The organism is Hoeflea sp. AS16 (assembly GCF_038900095.1).
Taxonomy (GTDB): domain Bacteria; phylum Pseudomonadota; class Alphaproteobacteria; order Rhizobiales; family Rhizobiaceae; genus Hoeflea.
In genome coordinates this window covers 229,268-249,465 of record NZ_JBBMQQ010000003.1, presented here as the reverse complement: position 1 = coordinate 249,465, position 20,198 = coordinate 229,268, and the positions used below count along the sequence as shown (strand labels likewise).

Below are 20,198 nucleotides of genomic sequence, written 5' to 3'. Positions count from 1 at the left end.
GCGAGTGCCCTGCAGGAAGGAATGCCAATGATCGCCGGAGCAAGACGCTTGCCCACCATGCACGTTTCTGTACGGGTGCCATGGCACGACAGTCGTTGGGCGGGTAAGATCTGCGCCAATCCTCGGGGAAACACATCCTGCTTGATCCTGCCAAGAGTGGCGGAAACCAAGGATGACGATTTCGAAACGAGTGTTGCGGGAGCCAATTGGGATACTGAGGGCGTTCGGCTCCCGGCATGCGCCGCAGAACGCGGAGCGTTTATGGCACCCTTTGGTTATACGCGTAGGGTCCGCCACCCATATAGCCACAATCCCAGATATGAGCATTTTCAGGAAAGCGGATTTCATCATGCGGCCTTCTCGGCGGCGGCTGTTCCCTTCGCCTGGATGATGAAGAATTCGGACGACGGAATCCCCGACCGGGCCAAGGCCTATAAAATCAATTTCCGACCCGAACTCGAGCCAGACCTCGAATTCGATAAGCTCTGGGTTCAGGAACGCCGGAACCAGCTTGCGATGCTCGATACGTTTTTCGGCGCCATTACACCCGAGGAGTCCCTTGTATTCTTCTACGCAAAGCGCACGCCGCTGACGGATGACGGGCGGCGGGTCATTGTCGGTGTAGGTCGAGTTCTCAAGGTCGACCCCTCTGTCGAGTACATTTACGAGAAGGGCGCACCGTCGGATGCGATGCGCTGTGTCCTGTGGGAGCGCAATCTGCATCACTCGATCCGGCCAGAGATCAAGGACGGCTTTCTCCTTCCCTACCACGACCTGATCGATCTGGCCGCAAAAGACCCGAGCATCGATTTGTCCAGTCTTGTCCTCCATGCGCCCGAAGAACACTGGGACGCTTTCTCGATGGGTACGGAGCATGTGACACATGACCAGGCGATCACGGTTCTGCTCGCCTGCGCGTCGCTATTGGAGCGGCTGGAAAAGGTGGTGCCTGGCAATTGGTCTGCCGCTCGGGGCTGGGTCGACACTCAGCTCAACCGAATTTGGCGCCTTCGGGGGGCCTTTCCCGGGCTTGGCTCCGCGCTCACAGCGTTCGGATTGACTCACGGCACCCTCGTCGCCCACGCCATTGGTCAACAGCTGCACGCAGACGGATCTCAGGAGGTGCGCGATCCTTGGCCGCTTGTCGAAAAGGTGCTTCACGAGCCGAACATGCTCACTCCCGATTTGGCAGCGACAATTGGTTCAACGGCGGCAAAACTCTGGGGCAGCCTGAAGCCAGAACGGCGGGCGCTGCTGAAGCTCCTCGCCAGGTTCGAGATCACTGCCGATCAGGCGACCCGATGGTTTGTCACCGAAGAACGCAAACGGGCAGGCATTACCGCTTCCGACGCAGAAATTCTGGCAAACCCGTATCTTTGCTTCGAAGACGACCGCGGACGTATAGACCCGATCTCTACTTCAGTGGTCGATCGTGGATTGTTCCCTGAAGAGACGGTTGCGGCATCGGTGCCTGTACCTGATCCTTCTCGCTGCTCGGAGGCCATTGATCCTCGTCGTGGCCGGGCTTTTATGATTAACACGCTTGATCGAGCCGCTACCGAGGGGCACACGCTACTACTTCAATCTTGGCTGGTGCAACGGGTCCGCGACCTGGACATTTCGCCACAATGCGCGATCGGCGCCGATTGGATCGACGCATTTGACCCGTTCTTGAAGGCAAGGATCGTCATCGCCAAGATGGCTGATGGCACGCCCGCATGGCAGCTCCAGAAGTTTGCTCAGGCACGCGACATCATCTCGGCTCGTGTGAAACGGCGCCTCGCGGGCAAACGACATGCCGGGGAGCACGATTGGCGAGCCCTAATCGACCAGCAGCTTCCGCCGTTTGCCGACGCGAGCGACCCCGAGACTGAAGAGCTTGCGCGGGTCGAAAAAGCCAATGCGCTGGGTGAGATCTACCGGTCTCGGTTTTCGGTTTTGATCGGGCCTGCTGGGACGGGCAAGACGAGCCTGTTGACGGCCCTCCTGTCGATGCCTTCGGTCGCCGCCGGTGGGGTCCTCCTGCTCGCCCCAACCGGCAAAGCGCGGGTTCAGATGCAAAAGCGGGCCAACAATGCGCAGGCCTACACACTCGCGCAATTTTTGTTGGCACTCGGACGCTATGATCCGCGTACCGGATCCTACCGCATTACCGACGACGCAAACCGCGAGCGGGGCTTCAAGACTGTCGTCATCGATGAGTGCTCGATGCTGACAGAAGACCAGTTGTCGGCTACCCTTGATGCAATAGAGACAACAGCCGTCGAGCGACTGATTTTGGTGGGCGATCCGAGGCAGCTCCCGCCAATCGGTGCAGGCCGCCCTTTTGTCGACATCGTCCGCTACTTGAACGACAACCATGCCAACGCAAATAGCCAAGCACCGGCCGGGTATGCAGAACTAAAGATCGTTCGTCGTCAGACCGAGCATTCGGTTGCGGCGGGAGAGCCGCCAGCGGCTCGTGACGACATCATCTTGTCGCGGTGGTTCGGGGGAGAGGCTCCCGATCCCGGAGCTGATGAGGCCTGGGATCGTCTGGCCAGCGGCAAGTCGACTGGCATCAGAGCTGTTCGCTGGGAAAGCGACACCGAACTTCAGACAAAGCTTCTTGCCGAAATCAAGGCGGCGACGCGAGCCATTTCGCACAGGCAAGGCTTTGACGACGAGCGGGATGACGCCGCCTTCGAGATTAGCCTCGGCGGTCGCCCATATAATGAGGCGATCTACTTCAACCTGTCACGTTCGGAAGAAGACCCCGAGGGCGTCGAACGCCGACGTGGTGGAGGCGCCGACGCTGAAGCTTGGCAGATACTGTCACCGGTGCGCGCTGGCGAGACCGGAGTAGACGGTTTGAATCGATGGCTTCAGAAATCCTTCCGACGGCAAGCGCGTGCTTGGGCCGAGCCAGAAAAATATTGGGAGCGAAAGACCTGCAAGCCGTTGGGCGCACAAGGCGTCCTTTACGGCGACAAAGTGATCAATGTCGCCAACGCGAGGCGGTATGACGTCTATCCAAAAATGGAGAAGGCTTATCTCGCCAACGGCGAGATCGGAATCGTTGTGGGCCAGTTCAAGGGGAAAAGTTGGAAACCGAAGGGGTTCCCCTGGAAGATAGAAGTCGAATTCTCTTCGCAACTCGGTTTCAAGTTTGGATTTGGAGGCGGTGATTTCGGCGATGAAGGCGACGCGCCTTTGGAACTCGCTTATGCATTGACCATCCACAAAGCCCAGGGCAGCGAATTTGGTACGACTTTCATCGTTATCCCAAATCCATGCCGGCTTCTGTCACGTGAACTGCTCTACACGGCACTCACGCGCCAACGTGAAGAGGTCGTCCTCTTTCACCAAGGCGACCTTAGAGCTCTCCTGAAGCTGTCTTTATCCGAGCATTCCGAGACCGCCCGTCGGCTGACCAATCTGTTTTCCGATCCCAAGCCTGTCGAGCATGTCGGGTCCTTCCTCGAAGAGGGCCTCATTCACCGCACCATCCGCGGCGAGCTAGTGCGCTCAAAATCGGAGGTGATTATTGCCAATCTTCTTCACGGTCTTGGGATCACCTACGCTTACGAACAACCATTTACCGGACAGGATGGCAGCGTTCGATATCCTGACTTCACGATCGAAGACGCTGAGACTGGTCGGCGCGTCATTCTGGAGCACCTTGGGCTGCTGTCTGAGCCAGCATATCGACGTCGGTGGCTAGCGAAGCTGGATTGGTATCGCTCTCAGGGGGTGTTGCCGGAAGAAGAGGGAGAAGGAGACGCAGGAATCCTCGTGACGACCACCGAAGAGAAAGGCATCGACTCCGCGGATATTGAGCTACGGCTGCGCACGCTGTTAGGGCTTTGATAACGTACACCGTAAAGATTTGAACTGAATAGCCCCTAGATTTCTGGACACCTTCTTCCCTAAATTTGAGGCAAGGAGGCCATGATGGGGTCTGGTAATTTTAGTGATGAGTTCAAGCGCGATGCGGTCGCGCAGATTACCGAGCGGGGTTATCCTGTTGCGGAGGTTTCCAAACGGCTCGGCGTGAGCCCGCACTCGCTCTATGCTTGGAAGAAGAAGTTCTCAAAGCCTTCGGGATCGGGCGATGCGGATGAAACAGCTGAGATACGGCGACTGAAGAAGGAACTGGCGCGCGTCACCGAGGAGCGCGACATCTTAAAAAAAGCCACCGCGTATTTCGCCAAGGATGCAAAGTGAGATACGCGTTCATAGCCGAGCATCGCCAGCAGTTCACGGTTCGGGCGATGTGCCGTTGCCTTCGTATCCGACCCAGCGGTTTCTACGCCTGGCTGAAGAATCCACTGAGCAAGCGGGCGTTGGAAGATGCGCGTCAGACGGAGCTCATCAGCAATGCCTGGACGGAAAGTGGCAGGGTCTATGGCTACCGCAAGCTTCATGACGACCTTCTCGATCAGGGAGAGACAAGTTGTGCCAACCGCATTGCTCGTCTTGCGAGGCTTGCAGGGATCAAGGCGCAGATCGGCTACAAGCGGCGGCCCGGCTCCTATGGCGGCAGGCCTTCGATCGTGGTCGACAATACCTTGGCACGCCAGTTCGATGTGGAGGCCCCGGACAGGGCGTGGGTGACCGACATCACCTACATCAGGACCCAGGAAGGCTTTGTCTATCTGGCCGTGGTCATCGATCTGTTCTCACGTAGAGTTATCGGCTGGTCAATGCAGAGCCGCCAGACAACCGACGTCGTGTTGCAGGCTTTGCTCATGGCTGTGTGGCGTCGAAAGCCCAAGAGCAAGGTCCTGATCCATTCCGATCAGGGCTCCCAGTTCACCAGCATGGACTGGGCAGCATTCCTCAAGCATCACAATCTTGAGCATTCCCCTCTCAGCGATGCAGCGCATCGCTTGCCGGCAACGAATGAGCCGACGAGGGAACTGCCACGACAACGCTGTGGCAGAAAGCTTCTTCAATCTGCTCAAGCGTGAGCGGATACGGCGCAGAACCTATCGAACACGCCAAGAGGCAAGGCAGGACGTGTTCGACTACATCGAAATGTTCTACAACCCAAAACGGAAGCACGTCAGGAACGGGATGCTGTCACCCGTCGAGTTCGAACGGCAGCAGGAAATCTAACCCGAGGGTGTCCACGAAACTCGGGGCTATTCATACTGTGGTTGATTCTGATTGCTCACGGTCCACCCCTGATATAGCTTCAGGACGTAGAGGGGTTGAGCACGCATAGGTGGTGTGCTCAAACAAAGCCTGAAATGGTAGCCGACGTCGACTGATCGCTGCGTTGGGGTGCGGATGCCATCGCTGGGATCTCGCGGGCTCAAAGAGGCATGTTGCTCATCGACCAAGTCGTCGTGGATATTCCCAGATCAACGAGGGCTGGGGTACTAAGCAGAGCGAGAAGCAGCCTGAAGGAGATTGCCGATTGGAAAGAGACAGTGACATTGGAGATCGAAGGTCGTTCGAAGCTGCCCGACTCACGAAAAAAAGCATTCGTTCTCGACTTTGATGACTACGGAATACGCAGCGGAATGGCCAGGATACCGGTTCGGCAGGCACTTCTCAATTCCACGCTGAAGGCGCTTGGGCTTTACATGGACTCCGCTGCCCAAATCCAAAATACCAGCCAATCGCGCTGCTCGACGGATCCGAACTCCGTTGCAAGACACGAGCACAGACCTCTGTGTCCCGGATGGATAGCTGAACCGTGATTGAAAAACTGAACGGCCTCGTTGAGGATATCTCGACGCTTAACAGCAAGCTGGTCCTTCTGATCGGCCCACCTCGATCTGGGAAAAGCAATTTACTCGTGCAGCTGGCCGCGCACAGGAAGATGCGAGTGCTGAGCCTTGGCGCGACCCTCGGTCGTGAACTGCTGACCACACCGAGCACACGAAGACATTTGCAGGCGGCCGACATATTCAAGGAACTCGCGGACGACTTTGCTAGCCATGGTCTGCTGCTCATTGACAATATAGAGCTTCTCTTCGACAAAACGCTGCAGGTCAGCCCGCTCGACTTGCTGAAGCGACATGCCCATGCGCGTCGCGTCGTTGCGGTATGGCCGGGAGACCTCCGGGAAAGCCGACTTTCCTACGCTACGACAGGACATCCAGAACATCAGGACTATGGCATCGACGGCCTGGTCCCGTTCAAAATTCATTGAAGGGGGAACACGGGATGCCGATGCGTTATGGCGATCTCATTCAATTCGAGCCGATCGAGTCGGTCATTCAGCTTCTTGACGCCAACCGCCCCGACGAGGCGAAGAAGCTTGTTTCGACCTACGTCATTTCCGACGACATGGCCGAGCGGATTGCGAGGCTCATAATTCCCCAGCTCTCGTTCGACGCGGCGGTGGACCATATGGGCGTGCTGGTTGTCGGCAATTACGGGACCGGCAAATCGCACCTGATGTCAGTGCTTTCGCTGGTGGCAGAGGACGCCGCCTATGTCCCGATGATCCGCCATCAAAAGGTCGCCGCAGCCGCAGCTGCGATCGCTGGAAAGTTCAAGGTACATCGGATCGAAATCTCCAGCCAGATGTCCCTTCGAGACATCGTCACGCAGCAGCTTGAGCTCTTCCTAGAAAAGCACGGCGTCAGCTATACTTTCCCGCCAGCCGAAAAGGTGACCAACAACAAGGCGGCATTCGAAGAAATGATGGCAGCGTTCGCCGAGGTTCACCCGAACCATGGCGTTCTTCTCGTCGTCGACGAGTTTCTGGATTATCTTCGATCTCGCAAGGATCACGACCTCGTTCTCGACCTGTCGTTCCTGCGAGAGATCGGCGAAGTCACGAAGCACCTCCGCTTCCGTTTCGTCGCCGGCGTCCAGGAAGCGATCTTCGACAGCAGTCGCTTCCAGCACGTCGCCGATAGTCTGCGTCGTGTGAAGGATCGTTTCACGCAGGTCCTGCTCGCTCGGCAAGATGTCAGCTTCGTTGTGGCCGAGCGGCTCCTAAAGAAGACGACCGATCAGCAGAACAAGATCCGCGAGTACCTCACTCCATTCGCTAAATTTTATGGCTCGATGAATGAGCGCATGGATGAGTACGTCCGGCTTTTTCCGGTGCATCCTGATTACATCGGAACGTTCGAGCGCCTGGTGTTCACCGAAAAGCGCGGCGCACTGGTCACGCTCCGGGATCAGATTCAGGCCGTCCTCAAAGATGAGGTGCCCGAAGATCGGCCAGGGCTGATCGGCTACGACAAGTTCTGGGAAACGGTCACGTCGAACTCAGTCCTGCGCTCGGATCCGAACATCGGGCCTGTGCTCAAGGTGTCGGAGGTCCTGTCAGAACGCGTGCGGAAGTCGTTCACCCGACCGGCCTACAAGCCGATGGCGCTTCGGATCATTGACGGTCTCGCGGTCCATCGCCTGACGACGGGCGGGGACATCTACGTTCCCGTCGGCCCGACCGCCGAGGAACTCCGCGACACGCTATGCCTGTTCCAACCCGGCATCGAAGATATGGGTGGAGAACCGGAAGCCGACCTGCTGTCACTCGTGCAGACCGTCCTGCGGGAGACGCTGAAGACCGTCAACGGCCAGTTCATCTCCAAAGCGCCGGACACCGAACAATATTATCTCGATCTGAAAAAGGACGTCGATTACGACGCCCAGGTCGAGAAGCGCTCTGAAGCCCTTTCCGATGATGCGCTTGATCGCGCCTACTACAGCGCCATCCGACAACTTATGGAGCGCACTGACGAAACCACCTACGTCACCGGCCACCAAATCTGGCAGTACCAGATCGAATGGCAGGACCGGCGTGTTGAGCGTAATGGTTACCTCTTCTTCGGCGCACCCAACGATCGGCCGACGGCTCAGCCCGAGCGGGACTTCTACATTTATTTCATTCAGCCGTTCGAGCCGCCGCGGTTTCGAGACGATCACAAAGCCGACGAGGTATTCCTCCGGCTGAAGGGGCTCGACGATGCGATCCGGCGTCATCTCTCGTTCTATGCTGCTGCTCAGGATCTCGCATCGACCGCCAGCGGCGGTGCCAAATCCATCTACCTCGACAAGGCCAAAGACGCCCTGCGTGATATGAGCAAGTGGCTTCAGGAAAAGCAGATGGCGGCTTTCGAGGTTACCTATCAGGGAAAGACGAAGACACTGCAGGAGTGGACCAAGGGCGTCTCGCTGCGCGACAAAGCCCGGCTTGGGCCGGAGGAGCGGATCAACTTCCGCGACGTCGTCAACGTCATTTCCGGTTTAGCGCTGAACAACCAGTTTGCCGAGGTAGCGCCTGAATATCCGACGTTTTCTGCGCTCGTAACCGAGTCAAACCGCAAGCAGCTCGTCGGGAACGCCCTCCGCGCGCTTGCAGGCGGGAACCGCACGAAGGACGCGGTCGTCATTCTCGACGGGCTGGAGATGCTCGATGGCGATCGGATCGACCCGACCCAGTCTCGGTACGCTCAGGAGGTGTTGACCCGGCTGAAAGCCAAAGGGCATGGCCAGGTGCTGAACCGCGGCGAATTGGTCAGCGGCGATACTGAAGTCGAATTTTTCGCCCCGATCAAATTCCGGCTCGAGCCCGATCTTCTGGCCACCGTTCTTGGCGGACTGGTCTATGCCGGCGACATCGTCCTGGCGATCACCGGCGACAAGATCGACTCCGGCAAGATCACGCTGCTGGCCGAGCGGCCGCTGGACGAACTGAAGCAGTTCAAGCACGTCGAGGCGCCTAAGGAGATCAACGTCGCCGTCCTCCGCTCGCTGTTCGAGATGCTGGGTTTGCCGCCCGGGCTCGCTCAGCAGGCCACGCAAGGCTCTGACGAGCCGGTCAAGCTGATCCAGGAGGAGGTCGGAAAACTGACGCGGCGCGTGCTCAGCGCCACCACCGACATGACCGGCAGGCTGAGCTTCTGGGGTCAGCCCCTCCTGCGGGACGAAGAGATCCGCGACTGGCGCACCAAGCTCGATGGGCTCAAGACCTTCTCGGAGAGCCTGGCGCCCTACAACACGGTCGGGAAGCTCAAGAACCTGCGCATCGGCTCCGACGACATCGCGGCCCAGAAAAAGAACCTCGAAGTTCTGGAGTCCGTCGAGGGGATGTTGGAGTTGGTCACCGATCTCGGCGCAACGGCCAGCTATCTATCACAGGCCGAGATGGTCCTGTCGGCGGATCATGCCTGGGCGAAGCTGGCGCAGGAGACCCGGAAACAGATCCTTGACAAGCTCGCGTCGGATCGAACCGCGCAGCATGCGGCCGAGTACCGGCAGACGCTGGCCCAGCTTAAGAAGGACTACATCACCGCCTATGTCGGGCAGCACAGCAAGTCGCGCCTTGGCGTCGCGGAGGAAAAGACGAAATCCGCCCTGCGCAAGGACCCGCGGCTCGTCGCGATGCGGGCGCTGGCGGGCATCTCTCTGATGCCGACAAGCCAGCTGACGAGCTTCGAGGAGAAGCTGGACAAGCTGAAGAGCTGCGCGTCGTTGATGGACTCCGATCTCTCGGCCAGTCCCGTCTGCCCGCACTGCCAATTCCGGCCTGCGAATGAGCAAGGCGACCTTCTTCCCGCCGCCAATGTCCTGAAGCAGCTCGATGACGAGCTTGACCGCCTTCTGGAAGGCTGGGTGCAGACGCTGGTCGACAACCTCGAGGATCCGATCATTCAGTCGAACTTCGAACTCCTGAAGGACTCTTCCCGCAAGATCGTCACCGGCTTCTCCCAGACCAAGACTCTTCCCGAGTTTGTCACACCCGAGTTCATCGCTGCTGTTCAGGAGGCGCTGTCGGGACTGGAGAAGATTAGCGTTACCGGAGATGACATCAGGAAGGCGCTGCTCCAGGGTGGGTCACCAGCAACGCCTGAGGATCTGCGAAGGCGCTTTGACGCATTCCTGAATGAACGCTGCAAGGGCAAGGACACCTCCAAGCTCCGATTCGTGGTGGAATAAACAATGACGCGTGAAGAATTTCTAGCCCGACTCCGGTCCGCCGAATGGGACGACATCGAATTCAAGGAAGCGACATGGGCAGTCCCGAAGTCATCTCTTGAAACGGTGAGCGCATTTGCCAACACCAAGGGCGGTCATCTGGTCTTCGGCGTGAAGGAGTCCAACGGGACATTCTCCATCACGGGTGTTACCGACATCGACAAGCTTCAAAATGACTTTTTCGGCCAAGTGCGGGATGTGCAAAAAATCAGTGTCGTCTTGCCGATTACGGCCGATATTCACACGATGCCGGAAGGTTCCGTGATTTGCTTTTATGTCCCGGAAGCTCCAAGGCACGAAAAGCCAGTTCATTTGGACCGAAATCCGAAAAAGGCCTTCATTCGGAAAGGCAGCGGTGACCGTACATGCACAGCAGACGAGCTCCTGCGCTTCATTCGCGATGCGGGGAGCGTCACCTATGACTCGGAAACTCTGGATTTAGATCCCGCGAAATGTTTCGACGAAGACACCGTCCGCTGGTACCGGGCGAGATTCGAAGCCAGCAATCCCGGCAAGAACGGCTCGGGAGATGACATCTCATTCTTGCGCGAGTGGGGCTTTCTGGTCGAGCGTGAAGGAAGGCTTCTACCAACGCGGGCTGCCATTGTCGTTTTGGGGTCGGGCGAATATGTCCGGCAGGAACTGCCGCGGATTGTCGTCGACCTTCAGCTTTATCGGCACGCGGCGAGCGAATATGCGCCGAGCATTCGGTGGGCGGACCGGGTGACGATCGAGGCCAACCTGATTGAAGCCTGGAAGGCCATTCTCGACTTCTACCTCAAGCACAGCGAGAAACCGTTTGCCGTCGATCCTACGACACTGCGTAGGCATGACGATCCGCCCGACTACATCTCGTTTCGCGAGGCGGCCATCAACCTCCTCATCCATCAAGACTTTGGTGACGCCACGCGTGTGCCGGTCATCCGATTCTTTAGAGATCAGGCAGAGTTCTTCAATCCGGGCGATGCTCTGGCGTCGCGCGAACAGCTGCTGGACCCTGGCGACAAAGAAGTTCGCAACCCGCGGATTGTCGGTGCATTCCGACGCATCGGCCTTTCCGATCAGGGTGGGACCGGGGTCGGGGCGATCTTCGACGGCTGGCGTCGGTTGGGCTTTGTTCCGCCCGAGATCGAGAACGACAAGGCGGAAAAAAGCTTCCGCTTGCGGCTCCGCAGGGAGAAACTCGTTACCGAGGAACAGCTTCTGGCGCAGGCGAGCCTTGGCGTTCAGCTTTCCGAGCATGAAGCCGCTGTTTTTGCCTATCTGATCCGGAACGGCGAAATCGACATGGCTGATATTAAGGCATTGACCGGCCTTCCCGGCCCTGCTGCTCGCGAACTTGCACAGCGCCTGGCCGTACAGGTTATCCTCAGGACAAGCGCCGGTGTTGAGGGTAAGTTCGCTCTGGCGGACCACCTGCGTGCCCGCTTTCTGGGGAGGGGTGAAGAAAATACCGCTCAAAAACAATCAGTTACGACTAGCGCGGCTGAAGATGGGTCGACTGTACAAGTCACTGTACAAGTCGCTCCAACGGACACCGAACAAGTCGCCGTACTGAAGGAACTGACGGACGCCCAATGGGTGATCGTGCAGCATTCCGATGCGCCGCGTTCACTGGCCGAGTTAATGAAAGCTACGGGTTACACCCAACGGCAGCACTTCAAGCTGATGCATCTGGAGCCGCTGCTAGAAGGTGGAATACTGCAAATGACCGTTCCCGACAAACCCACGTCGTCAAAACAGAGGTATGTGTTGACCAGTGCGGGACTCAAACTGAAATCGCTGCGCTTGGAAGACGGGACGGCCATGGCGAAGAAAGAGACAAGCGAATGACGGATAAATTCAAACTCGAATCCGCCTCAGACGGCGGCGCCGTCGAGTGTCTCGGGCAGACCTTTGCTTCGGATCTGACACGACGCGAGCATTTCCTGAAGCTGCTGTCCGAAAAGCTGCAAGATCCCGAGTTCCGCAGCCAAGAAGGGTTTCCGAAGGGGACGGATCAAGCCATTCTGGCCATGTCCGATCCGCCCTACTATACGGCGTGCCCCAATCCGTGGCTGTCAGAGTTTGTGACTCACTACGGTCGGCCCTACGACCCGGCTGAGAAGTACGACCGCGAGCCGATGGCGATCGACGTGTCGGTGGGCAAGACCGATCCGATCTACAGGGCGCACTCTTACCACACCAAGGTGCCGCACCTGGCGATCGTGCCGTCAATTCTGCACTTCACTAATCCGGGGGATATCGTACTGGACGGCTTCGCTGGCTCTGGCATGACCGGCGTGGCCGCACAGTGGTGCGGGACAGCTCCCGCTTCCTATCGCCACCAAGTGGAGATGGAGTGGAAGAAGGCAGGAATGTCCGCGCCAAAGTGGGGCGCGCGGAGGGCAATCCTGAATGACCTTTCGCCCGCCGCTACGTTTATTGGGGCGAATTACAACCTGCCTTTCGATGTGGACGCTTTCGCTAAGGCTGGGAAGCAACTTCTTGCCGAAGTCGAGCGTGAAATTGGCTGGATGTACGAGACACTACACAAGGATGGCAAAACAAAAGGGCGGATCGAGTACACAGTCTGGAGCCAACTATACAGCTGTCCTGAGTGTGCAGGTGAAATCAATTTTACCGAGGAAGCTTTGGATGAAGACTCCAAGCGCGTCAGAAACAATTTTCCTTGCCCCCATTGCGGGGCCGAACTGACGAAGTCGCGCCTGGAACGACTGTTCACATCTAAGCTCGATCCTGCGACAGGCAAGACGATAGAGGTGCCCAAACGGGAACCTGCGTTAATTTGCTATAGTGTAGGCAAAGCGCGCTACGAGAAACGGCCGTCGGAAGATGATCTCGCGCTACTCGATCGTATTGAAGGGATGCCCCTGCCATCGCTCATGCCGACGATGGAAATTCCGCCAATGCACATGACCCACGAACGCGCGCGAATGGATTACTCGGGCGTTACACACATACACCACTTCTTCCTGCCGCGTGCGGCCCAAGCAACCAGTTTGCTTTGGGCGAAAGCGGAAGCGCATGCTGATGCCCGCATACGCTCGTTTCTCCTGTTTATGGTAGAGCAGTCGCTTTGGACGTCGTCGATACTCAATCGATTTCGTCCAACGGGATTTTCTCAGGTCAACCAATACATGACAGGTGTGTACTACGTTGCTTCTCAGCACTCAGAATGCAGTCCATGGTACATTATGGAGGGAAAACTTGGCCGCCTAGTTAAGACTTTTCAGGCGTTTCGTTTGCGCGAGCACAATGCGGCCATAACGACAGGCACTGCAGCGTCATTGCCCTTGTCTGGGGACTCCGTCGATTATATTTTCACTGATCCTCCATTCGGTGAGAATATTTACTACGCAGATCTTAATTTCCTTGTTGAGTCATGGCACGGCGTGACAACCGACGCAGCGCCGGAAGCCATCATTGATCGCTTCAAGAAGAAAGCGCTACCGGACTACCAGCACTTGATGCAGCGGTGCTTCGCCGAGTATCACCGCGTCCTGAAGCCTGGCCGCTGGATGACGGTCGTGTTCTCCAACAGCAAGGCGTCAGTCTGGAATGCGATCCAGGTCGCACTTCAGCAGGCTGGCTTCGTGGTCGCCGAGGTCAGCGCGCTTGACAAGGTCCAGGGCAGTTACCGTCAGGTGACATCGACGACTGCGGTAAAGCAGGATCTCGTCATCTCGGCTTATAAGCCGAACGGCGGCTTGGAAAAACGGCTCGCAGAACGCGGCGCGGCGCCCGAGTCCGCGTGGGACTTCGTTCAGACCCATCTGCGACAATTGCCGGTCTCAAAGGTGAAGAGCGGCATCCTGGAAATGGTTGTGGAACGCGACCCACGCCGCATCTACGACCGGATGGTCGCATGGTTTGTCCGCCATGACTTCCCGGTGCCTCTTTCGACCGAAGAATTCCTCGATGGACTGCGGAACCGCTACCCCGAGCGCGATGGCATGATGTTCCTGCCTGAGCAGGTTGCCGACTACGACCGAAAGCGTGCACTAGCTGCTCAAGCGCCGCAGATGGAGCTGTTCGTATCGGACGAGCGTTCTGCGATCGACTGGTTGAGCGACTTCTTGCGCAAGCGACCTTCGACCTATCAGGAGGTTCATCCGGAATTCACCACCCAAGTTGGCGCGGGATGGCGTAAGCACGAGGAGAGGCCTGAGCTTTCGGCGCTGCTTGCAGACAACTTCCTCCGGTACGACGGCAACGGCGACGTGCCCAGTCAGATCCACAGTTACCTCTCCACGAATTTCAAGGATCTTCGCGGACTGGAGAAGGAAGACCCCCGCCTGAAGGCAAAAGCGAAGGACCGCTGGTTCGTGCCCGATCCAAGCAAGGCGAAGGACCTGGAGCAGAAACGCGAGCGGTCGCTGCTGAAGGAGTTCGAGAACTACAAGTCCGCCCCCGGACGAAAACTTAAGGAATTCCGGCTTGAGGTGCTGCGCACGGGCTTCAGGACCGCTTGGGCGTCTAAGGACTACAAGACCATCATCGGCATCGCCCAGAAGATCCCCGAGGAGGCGCTGCAGGAGGATGAAAAGCTGCTGCTCTGGTACGACCAGGCGCTCACCCGCATGGAGGCTGATGCGTGACGCATGCGGACGGCGAACATGGCCCACTTGAGTTTTCTTGGGGCGCGTGGTGCTGGCACGAGCGACATGACGCCCCCTGCCGTGTCGTTGACCGGGAGGAGATCTGGGGCGAGACCGCCTATCGGGTCTGGCTGCCCGGCAAAGACGCCGTCGTCCGCGCCCGCTCGTGCGACCTGAGCCCGCTCGACTCCGTCCAGCCGACAGTCGAACAGATCCTGCACACGGCAGCGGCGGCGAAGCTGCTTGACGCGCTGGAGGATAACCTCCTTCTGGCGCCGGTCCAGTCGAGCGTCGTCCCACTTCCGCACCAGCTCTACGCGCTTAACCGCGCCATGAGTCGGGACAGGATCCGCTATCTGCTCGCGGACGAGGTGGGCCTCGGCAAGACGATCGAGGCCGGCCTGATCCTGCGCGAGCTCAAGCTGCGCGGGATGGCAAAGCGGATCCTCGTGGTCGCACCCAAGGGGCTGGTGAGGCAATGGCAGGCTGAGATGCGCCTTCATTTCGCGGAGAACTTCCAGTTCATCGAACCCGCGGAACTCTCCGCCTTCCGCCAATGGCGCAGCGACGAGGAAAACCTCTGGAGGCTGCATGATCAGGTAATCTGCTCGCTCGATTCCGTGAAGCCGCTCGAAGGCCGCCGCGGCTGGAGCCTTGAGCAGCTAAGCACCTACAATCGGGAGCGCTTCGAGGATCTGATCTCGGCGTCCTGGGATCTGGTCATCATCGACGAAGCCCACCGCATGGGCGGGAGTACGGATCAGGTCGCACGCTACAAGCTGGGCGCCGCATTGGCGGAAGCCGCGCCCTACTTGCTGCTCCTTTCAGCGACGCCGCATCAGGGAAAGACCGACCAGTTCCATCGCTTGCTGCAGCTGATCGACCGGGATTCCTTCCCGGATGAGAGCAGCGTGACGAGCGAGCGGGTGCGCCCCTTTGTGGTCCGCACAGAGAAACGTGTCGCGATCGATGCCGAAGGCGAACCTCTGTTCAAGCCGCGCATAACCCGGCTTCAGCCTGTTGCTTGGCAGGACCGGCATGCGGCTCAGCAGAAGCTTTATGAGGCGGTCACCGACTATGTCCGCCACGGCTACAACCAGGCAATGGCCGCGAAGAAACGGCACATCGGGTTCCTGATGATCCTGATGCAGCGGCTGGTGACATCCAGCACAGCCGCCATCCGCACGACGCTCGAGAAGCGGCAAGCCTTGCTGGACCAGCCGCAGCTCCAGCCATCCCTGTTCGATTCGGCCGACGTCGATGAATGGGCTGAGCTCGATGGCCAGACCCAGGTGGATCTCGCCGTCCAGACCAGGGGCTGGGAGATGGAGAAGGCCGAGGTCGACACGCTGCTCGAACTGGCCCGGTCCACGGAGGCACAGGGCACGGATGCCAAAGCCGAAGCGCTCTTGGAACTGATCTACAAGCTCCAGCAGGAAGAGAACGATCTGGAGCTGAAGGTTCTGGTATTCACCGAATTCGTGCCGACGCAGGCGATGCTCGCGGATTTCCTCGAAAGCCGGGGCTTCTCGGTCGCCACGCTGAACGGGAGCATGGATCTCGAAGCACGCGCGCGGGCTCAACAGGTTTTCTCTCGCCATGTCCGCATTCTTGTCTCGACCGATGCCGGCGGCGAAGGCCTGAACCTTCAGTTCTGCCATGTCATCGTCAACTTCGACATGCCGTGGAATCCGATGCGCGTCGAACAGCGCATTGGCCGGGTTGATCGTATCGGACAGCCACATATCGTTCGCGCGATCAACTTCGTGCTGGAGGACACGGTCGAGCATCGTGTCCGTGAGGTCTTGGAAACGAAGCTGGCGGTCATTGCCGAAGAGTTCGGCGTCGACAAAGCCTCCGATGTGATGGACTCGGTCGAAGCCGAGCCCCTTTTCGACGAGCTGTTCGTGCAAGGCCTTCAGAACCCCGATGCGATCGAAAGCGAATGCGACGCCGTTGTATCGCAGCTCCGATCGACGATCTCAGAGAGCCGCAAGAGCAGCGAGCTTTTGTCCGATGGGCACGAGCTTGATGCAGACGCTGCCCGCAAGTGGCGGGACCACCCGGCGCAGTTCTGGCTGGAGCGGGCGATCACGACCGGGTTGCCCGCACGTGGCGGGAAAGCTGTCAAGGAAGGCGACGCATGGCAAGTGCGTTGGGCGGATGGCAGCGAGTCAGCCAAGGTCTGCTTCGACGCGAGAACAGCAGAAGAGCGGCCCGACATCGAATGGGTGACGCTTGAAGATCCCCGCGCTCGGGCTGTGATCAGCGATCTGCCGCGCTGCGTTTCGGGTCAACCACTGCCGACAGTCCGGATTGCAGGGCTTCCTGACAGCGTCCGGGGCGTATGGTCGCTTTGGGAGATCAGCCTCTCCGCCGATGACTTCAGCCGGCGGCGTTTCCTATCCGTGTTCGTCAACGACGAAGGGCGTACCTTCCTGCCGACAGCCAAGCGGATCTGGGATCTTCTCCTGACGGAACAGGTCGAGCGGGTCGGACCAGTCGCTGCGGGAGATGCCGATGGCGGGTTTGATCGGTCAAGGAATGCCGCTCTCGCTCAGGGTGAGCGCATCTTCACCGATCTGGTCGAGGAGCACAGGACCCGGATCCTGGAAGAGCGCAAACGCGCCGAGTACGCCTACGAAGCGCGATACCAGGCCATCGGCCGGATCGGCCTCCAGACGGTTCGGGATTACCGTCGCAAGCGTCTGAAGTCCGACCATGATGGCCGTATGGCACAGCTCGATGATGCCGAGGCGTACACGCCCGATCTCAATGCTGTCCTCATGTTGCGCGTCGGCGAACCGGCGCCCGGTGCATCATGAGCGCCTGGACCGACCGCATACTGCAGGAGTTACCTGCTGATCTTTCTCGCTTCTGGATCGCGTGCGACCCCGACGATCTTCTGCTGGATGAGCGCATCCTTCACAGCCTTCGGGAACGGGGCTTCGAGGTGCTGCCCTTCAAAGACTCTGTTGCCTTCAGAACAGAATATGAAGAGCGCTACCGGGCCGCTTGGGATCGCGGTGAGGAAGGGTCATCGAAGGCGCTCGTCCTGCAGCTGCGCGGGACAGATCTTGACACGCTGCCCTGGGACTATGTCCGCATGGGCCGCAAGGTTAGCCTGAGCCTGGCCGATCTGTTTCCCAGGCTGAGCTATGGCGTAATCCGGCAGATCGGCTCGGAGCACCACGAAGCCACGTTCCTGGCGCACAACAAACACGCCACTCAGCCGCTTGGAGAAAGCGCGACCAAGGACTTCATCCTCACCCACATCTTTCGCATAAGCCCTTACCTGCTCAGCAGACCAGAGAACTTCTGGCGAGAGGTCCTGCGGCTCCATTACCGCGGAGCCGGGCTGCCGGATCTGCTTGCGAAGCATGTTGCGGCGATATTGAAGGATACGCCCCTCGGCGACCTGCCCATCGCTGAGCTGCTCTCGTCGAAGAGCTACATGGTGCGCACCGTGCAGGATGCATGGTGCCGCTTCTTGTCGCAGTACGGGATCCAGAGTGATCGTGCATCGAACGACGGAACGACAGAGGCGCTCGAACCGGTTTCGGTTCCGTTTGAGCATCCCGATGTCAGGGTCATCGTCGACACGATGTTTCTCGAAGGAGCCATTCAGCCGGTCGGTGTGCAAGGGTCTCTCCCGGCTGACTTGCCGGGGTGGATCAATGTGGGGTTGGTTGAAGATCCTCACGCGCTCGGCAACCTTGTCTCCGAAGGTGTGAAGAGGATCGCCGCCGACCTGCCTTCGGTCGCGTCATCGCATCGCGACTGGGTGGAGCTGGCCCGCCGGCTTGGAGAGGTCATCTCCCGGTTCAATGGTCTGAGCGCGCAAACTGCTGAGCCGATACAGAAGCAGGTCCGTGCGCTGCAGCGCGACGTGGACGAGCGTTTGAAAGATTGGCTGTTCCAGCATTTCGCGGACCTGCCGTCTCTTCCAGCCGCGAAAGGGCCCGTGATGGTCCATCATGTGCCGCGGTATCTGGCATTGCGTCGGAGCGCCGGCGAAGAGCGGGTGGCGCTGCTTGTATTCGACGGCTTGGCCATGGATCAATGGACCCAGATCCGAGAGCATCTGACGGCACGCGTGCCCGGCTTTTCGGCGGATGAAAGCGGATGTTTCGCCTGGTTGCCCACTCTGACGTCGGTCTCACGACAGGCCCTGTTCTCGGGTCTTAAGCCCCGCGAGTTCCAGAACTCGATCGAAACCACGTCTCAGGAACCTTCTCTGTGGGCCCGTTTCTGGCAGGAGAATGGACTTCGAAAGTCAGAGATCATTTACCAAAAGAGCCTGAAGCGGACTGAGCAACTGGCTGAGTTAGAGGAGGCCATCGCCAGGCCGACGACGAAGGTTGCCGGAATAGTCGTCGATATGATCGATGAAATCGTTCATGGGGCGATGCTCGGGAAGCGAGGTATCGCAGGGCAGATCCATGCATGGTGCGAAACTGGCTTTGTCGAGAAGCTCTTTCTGCTCCTCACCAAGCATGGGTATCAGATCTACCTTACAGCGGACCACGGGAACGTCGACGCGGAAGGCATTGGACGACTTAGTCAGGGTGTGGTGTCCGAACTGAGGGGCGAAAGGGTTCGAACTTATCGCAGTGAAACCCTAGCATCTTCTGTACCGCCGGAAATCGACGCCTTCCGGTTTGATAGTCCTGGACTGCCGCCGGACTTCTTGCCGCTATACGCTGGCACGCGGGGAGCATTTGTTCCGAAGGGAGATCAAATCGTTGCACACGGTGGTATCTCTGTAGAGGAGCTGATTGTCCCTTTCATAAGAATAAATATCACGAGCACTTCTTCATGAACTCGCCGTCCCCGCAAATTGGTTTTGATCGCTTTATTCAGTTGGATTGGGCAGCTGCTGCACTGCGGGTCAGGGCGGGCATATCTACTCTCGATGATCTCATCGTTATGTTGGATTCATCGCACGCCGGGCCCGCAGCCAAGAAGAAGACGAGGACGGTTTTGAATCGCCTGTGGCTGGAGCCTCGCCCTGACTTGGCCGAGTTCGCAGATCGCGGCGTCCAAATCTATCGCGCCTCACCAGATACCCCGGTTTCGGCGCTGACTTGGGGCATGGCTCTCGCCACATACCCATTCTTCGGGAAAGTGGCGGAGATTGTCGGTCGACTGACCATGCTCCAAGGTGATTGCACATCCGCAGAAGTTCATCGCCGAATGTCGGAGATTTTTGGAGAACGCGAGGGCACTCGCAGAATGACGAACATGGTCCTGCAGTCTCAAGCGGACTGGGGCGCGATCGAACGTCTTGATGGAGGTAAGCGGATAGCGCGCAGGAAAGCGATCGATCTACACGGTGCTCCAGTTGCCGCATGGTTGGCTGAAGCCTGTTTGCGTTCAACCGGCCGAGCTTTAACTGTAGCAAACATTGAGTCGAGCCCCATCATTTATCCATTCAATCTTGGAGGATCGACTTCATACATCCTCTCGAAATCTAAAGCTCTTGAAATGCGGATCGACAGCGGGGGCGTTCAAGTCATCAGTCTAGCAGTGTGATAAGGCGAAAACCCGTGACGCAGCGCTTAGTTGTCGTGCTTATTCATCACCTTCAGTTGTGTTCTGCCTATGCAAGATGATTTCGCCACCTAACTTTAGTCCCAATGGCCATCGTTTATTGCAGCAAAGAGA

The 20,198-nt window shown here is 58.4% G+C and carries 8 protein-coding genes and 1 pseudogene; all 9 read left to right on the top strand.

The annotated features are described in order from the left end of the window. Window positions 1–27 precede the first annotated feature (27 nt). The 9 genes and pseudogenes from WNY80_RS09615 to WNY80_RS09575 all read left to right on the top strand — a co-directional run bounded on the left by WNY80_RS09615 (window position 28) and on the right by WNY80_RS09575 (window position 20,066). Entirely contained in the window at window positions 28–3,849 is a 3,822-nt protein-coding gene (locus tag WNY80_RS09615) for an ATP-dependent RecD-like DNA helicase (protein ID WP_342887147.1), read from the top strand. A gap of 84 nt (window positions 3,850–3,933) precedes the next feature. Next, a pseudogene (locus WNY80_RS09610) lies at window positions 3,934–5,100 on the top strand (IS3 family transposase). A gap of 586 nt (window positions 5,101–5,686) precedes the next feature. Beyond that, complete coding sequence (gene brxF / locus WNY80_RS09605) at window positions 5,687–6,145, top strand: BREX-3 system P-loop-containing protein BrxF (protein ID WP_342887146.1); 459 nt, start codon at window positions 5,687–5,689, stop codon at window positions 6,143–6,145. Window positions 6,146–6,159: 14 nt separating this feature from the next. After that, window positions 6,160–9,891 (top strand): DUF6079 family protein, encoded by a 3,732-nt coding sequence (locus WNY80_RS09600; protein WP_342887145.1) that lies wholly within the window; start codon window positions 6,160–6,162, stop codon window positions 9,889–9,891. A 3-nt stretch (window positions 9,892–9,894) separates the two neighbouring features. After that, on the top strand, window positions 9,895–11,763 hold the full coding sequence (locus WNY80_RS09595) for an RNA-binding domain-containing protein (RefSeq protein WP_342887144.1): 1,869 nt from the start codon (window positions 9,895–9,897) through the stop codon (window positions 11,761–11,763). Further along, window positions 11,760–14,531 (top strand): DNA methyltransferase, encoded by a 2,772-nt coding sequence (locus tag WNY80_RS09590; RefSeq protein ID WP_342887143.1) that lies wholly within the window; start codon window positions 11,760–11,762, stop codon window positions 14,529–14,531. The genes WNY80_RS09595 and WNY80_RS09590 overlap by 4 nt, the downstream gene beginning before the upstream one ends. After that, on the top strand, window positions 14,528–17,356 hold the full coding sequence (locus tag WNY80_RS09585; RefSeq protein ID WP_342887142.1) for a helicase-related protein: 2,829 nt from the start codon (window positions 14,528–14,530) through the stop codon (window positions 17,354–17,356). Before WNY80_RS09590 ends, WNY80_RS09585 begins: the two co-directional genes overlap by 4 nt. After that, on the top strand, window positions 17,353–19,353 hold the full coding sequence (gene pglZ, locus WNY80_RS09580) for a BREX-3 system phosphatase PglZ (RefSeq protein WP_342887141.1): 2,001 nt from the start codon (window positions 17,353–17,355) through the stop codon (window positions 19,351–19,353). Before WNY80_RS09585 ends, pglZ begins: the two co-directional genes overlap by 4 nt. After that, the gene (locus WNY80_RS09575; protein WP_342887140.1) at window positions 19,350–20,066 is read left to right on the top strand and encodes a hypothetical protein; all 717 of its coding nucleotides are present in this window, start codon (window positions 19,350–19,352) and stop codon (window positions 20,064–20,066) included. Before pglZ ends, WNY80_RS09575 begins: the two co-directional genes overlap by 4 nt. The last annotated feature ends 132 nt before the right edge of the window (window positions 20,067–20,198 follow it).

Excerpts from the sequence above, each read along its gene's own strand:
- pglZ (WP_342887141.1), top strand. The coding sequence starts at position 17,353 with ATGAGCGCCTGGACCGACCGCATACTGCAGGAGTTACCTGCTGATCTT.
- WNY80_RS09600 (WP_342887145.1), top strand. The coding sequence starts at position 6,160 with ATGCCGATGCGTTATGGCGATCTCATTCAATTCGAGCCGATCGAGTCG.
- WNY80_RS09615 (WP_342887147.1), top strand. The coding sequence starts at position 28 with ATGATCGCCGGAGCAAGACGCTTGCCCACCATGCACGTTTCTGTACGG.
- WNY80_RS09590 (WP_342887143.1), top strand. The coding sequence starts at position 11,760 with ATGACGGATAAATTCAAACTCGAATCCGCCTCAGACGGCGGCGCCGTC.
- WNY80_RS09595 (WP_342887144.1), top strand. The coding sequence starts at position 9,895 with ATGACGCGTGAAGAATTTCTAGCCCGACTCCGGTCCGCCGAATGGGAC.
- WNY80_RS09575 (WP_342887140.1), top strand. The coding sequence starts at position 19,350 with ATGAACTCGCCGTCCCCGCAAATTGGTTTTGATCGCTTTATTCAGTTG.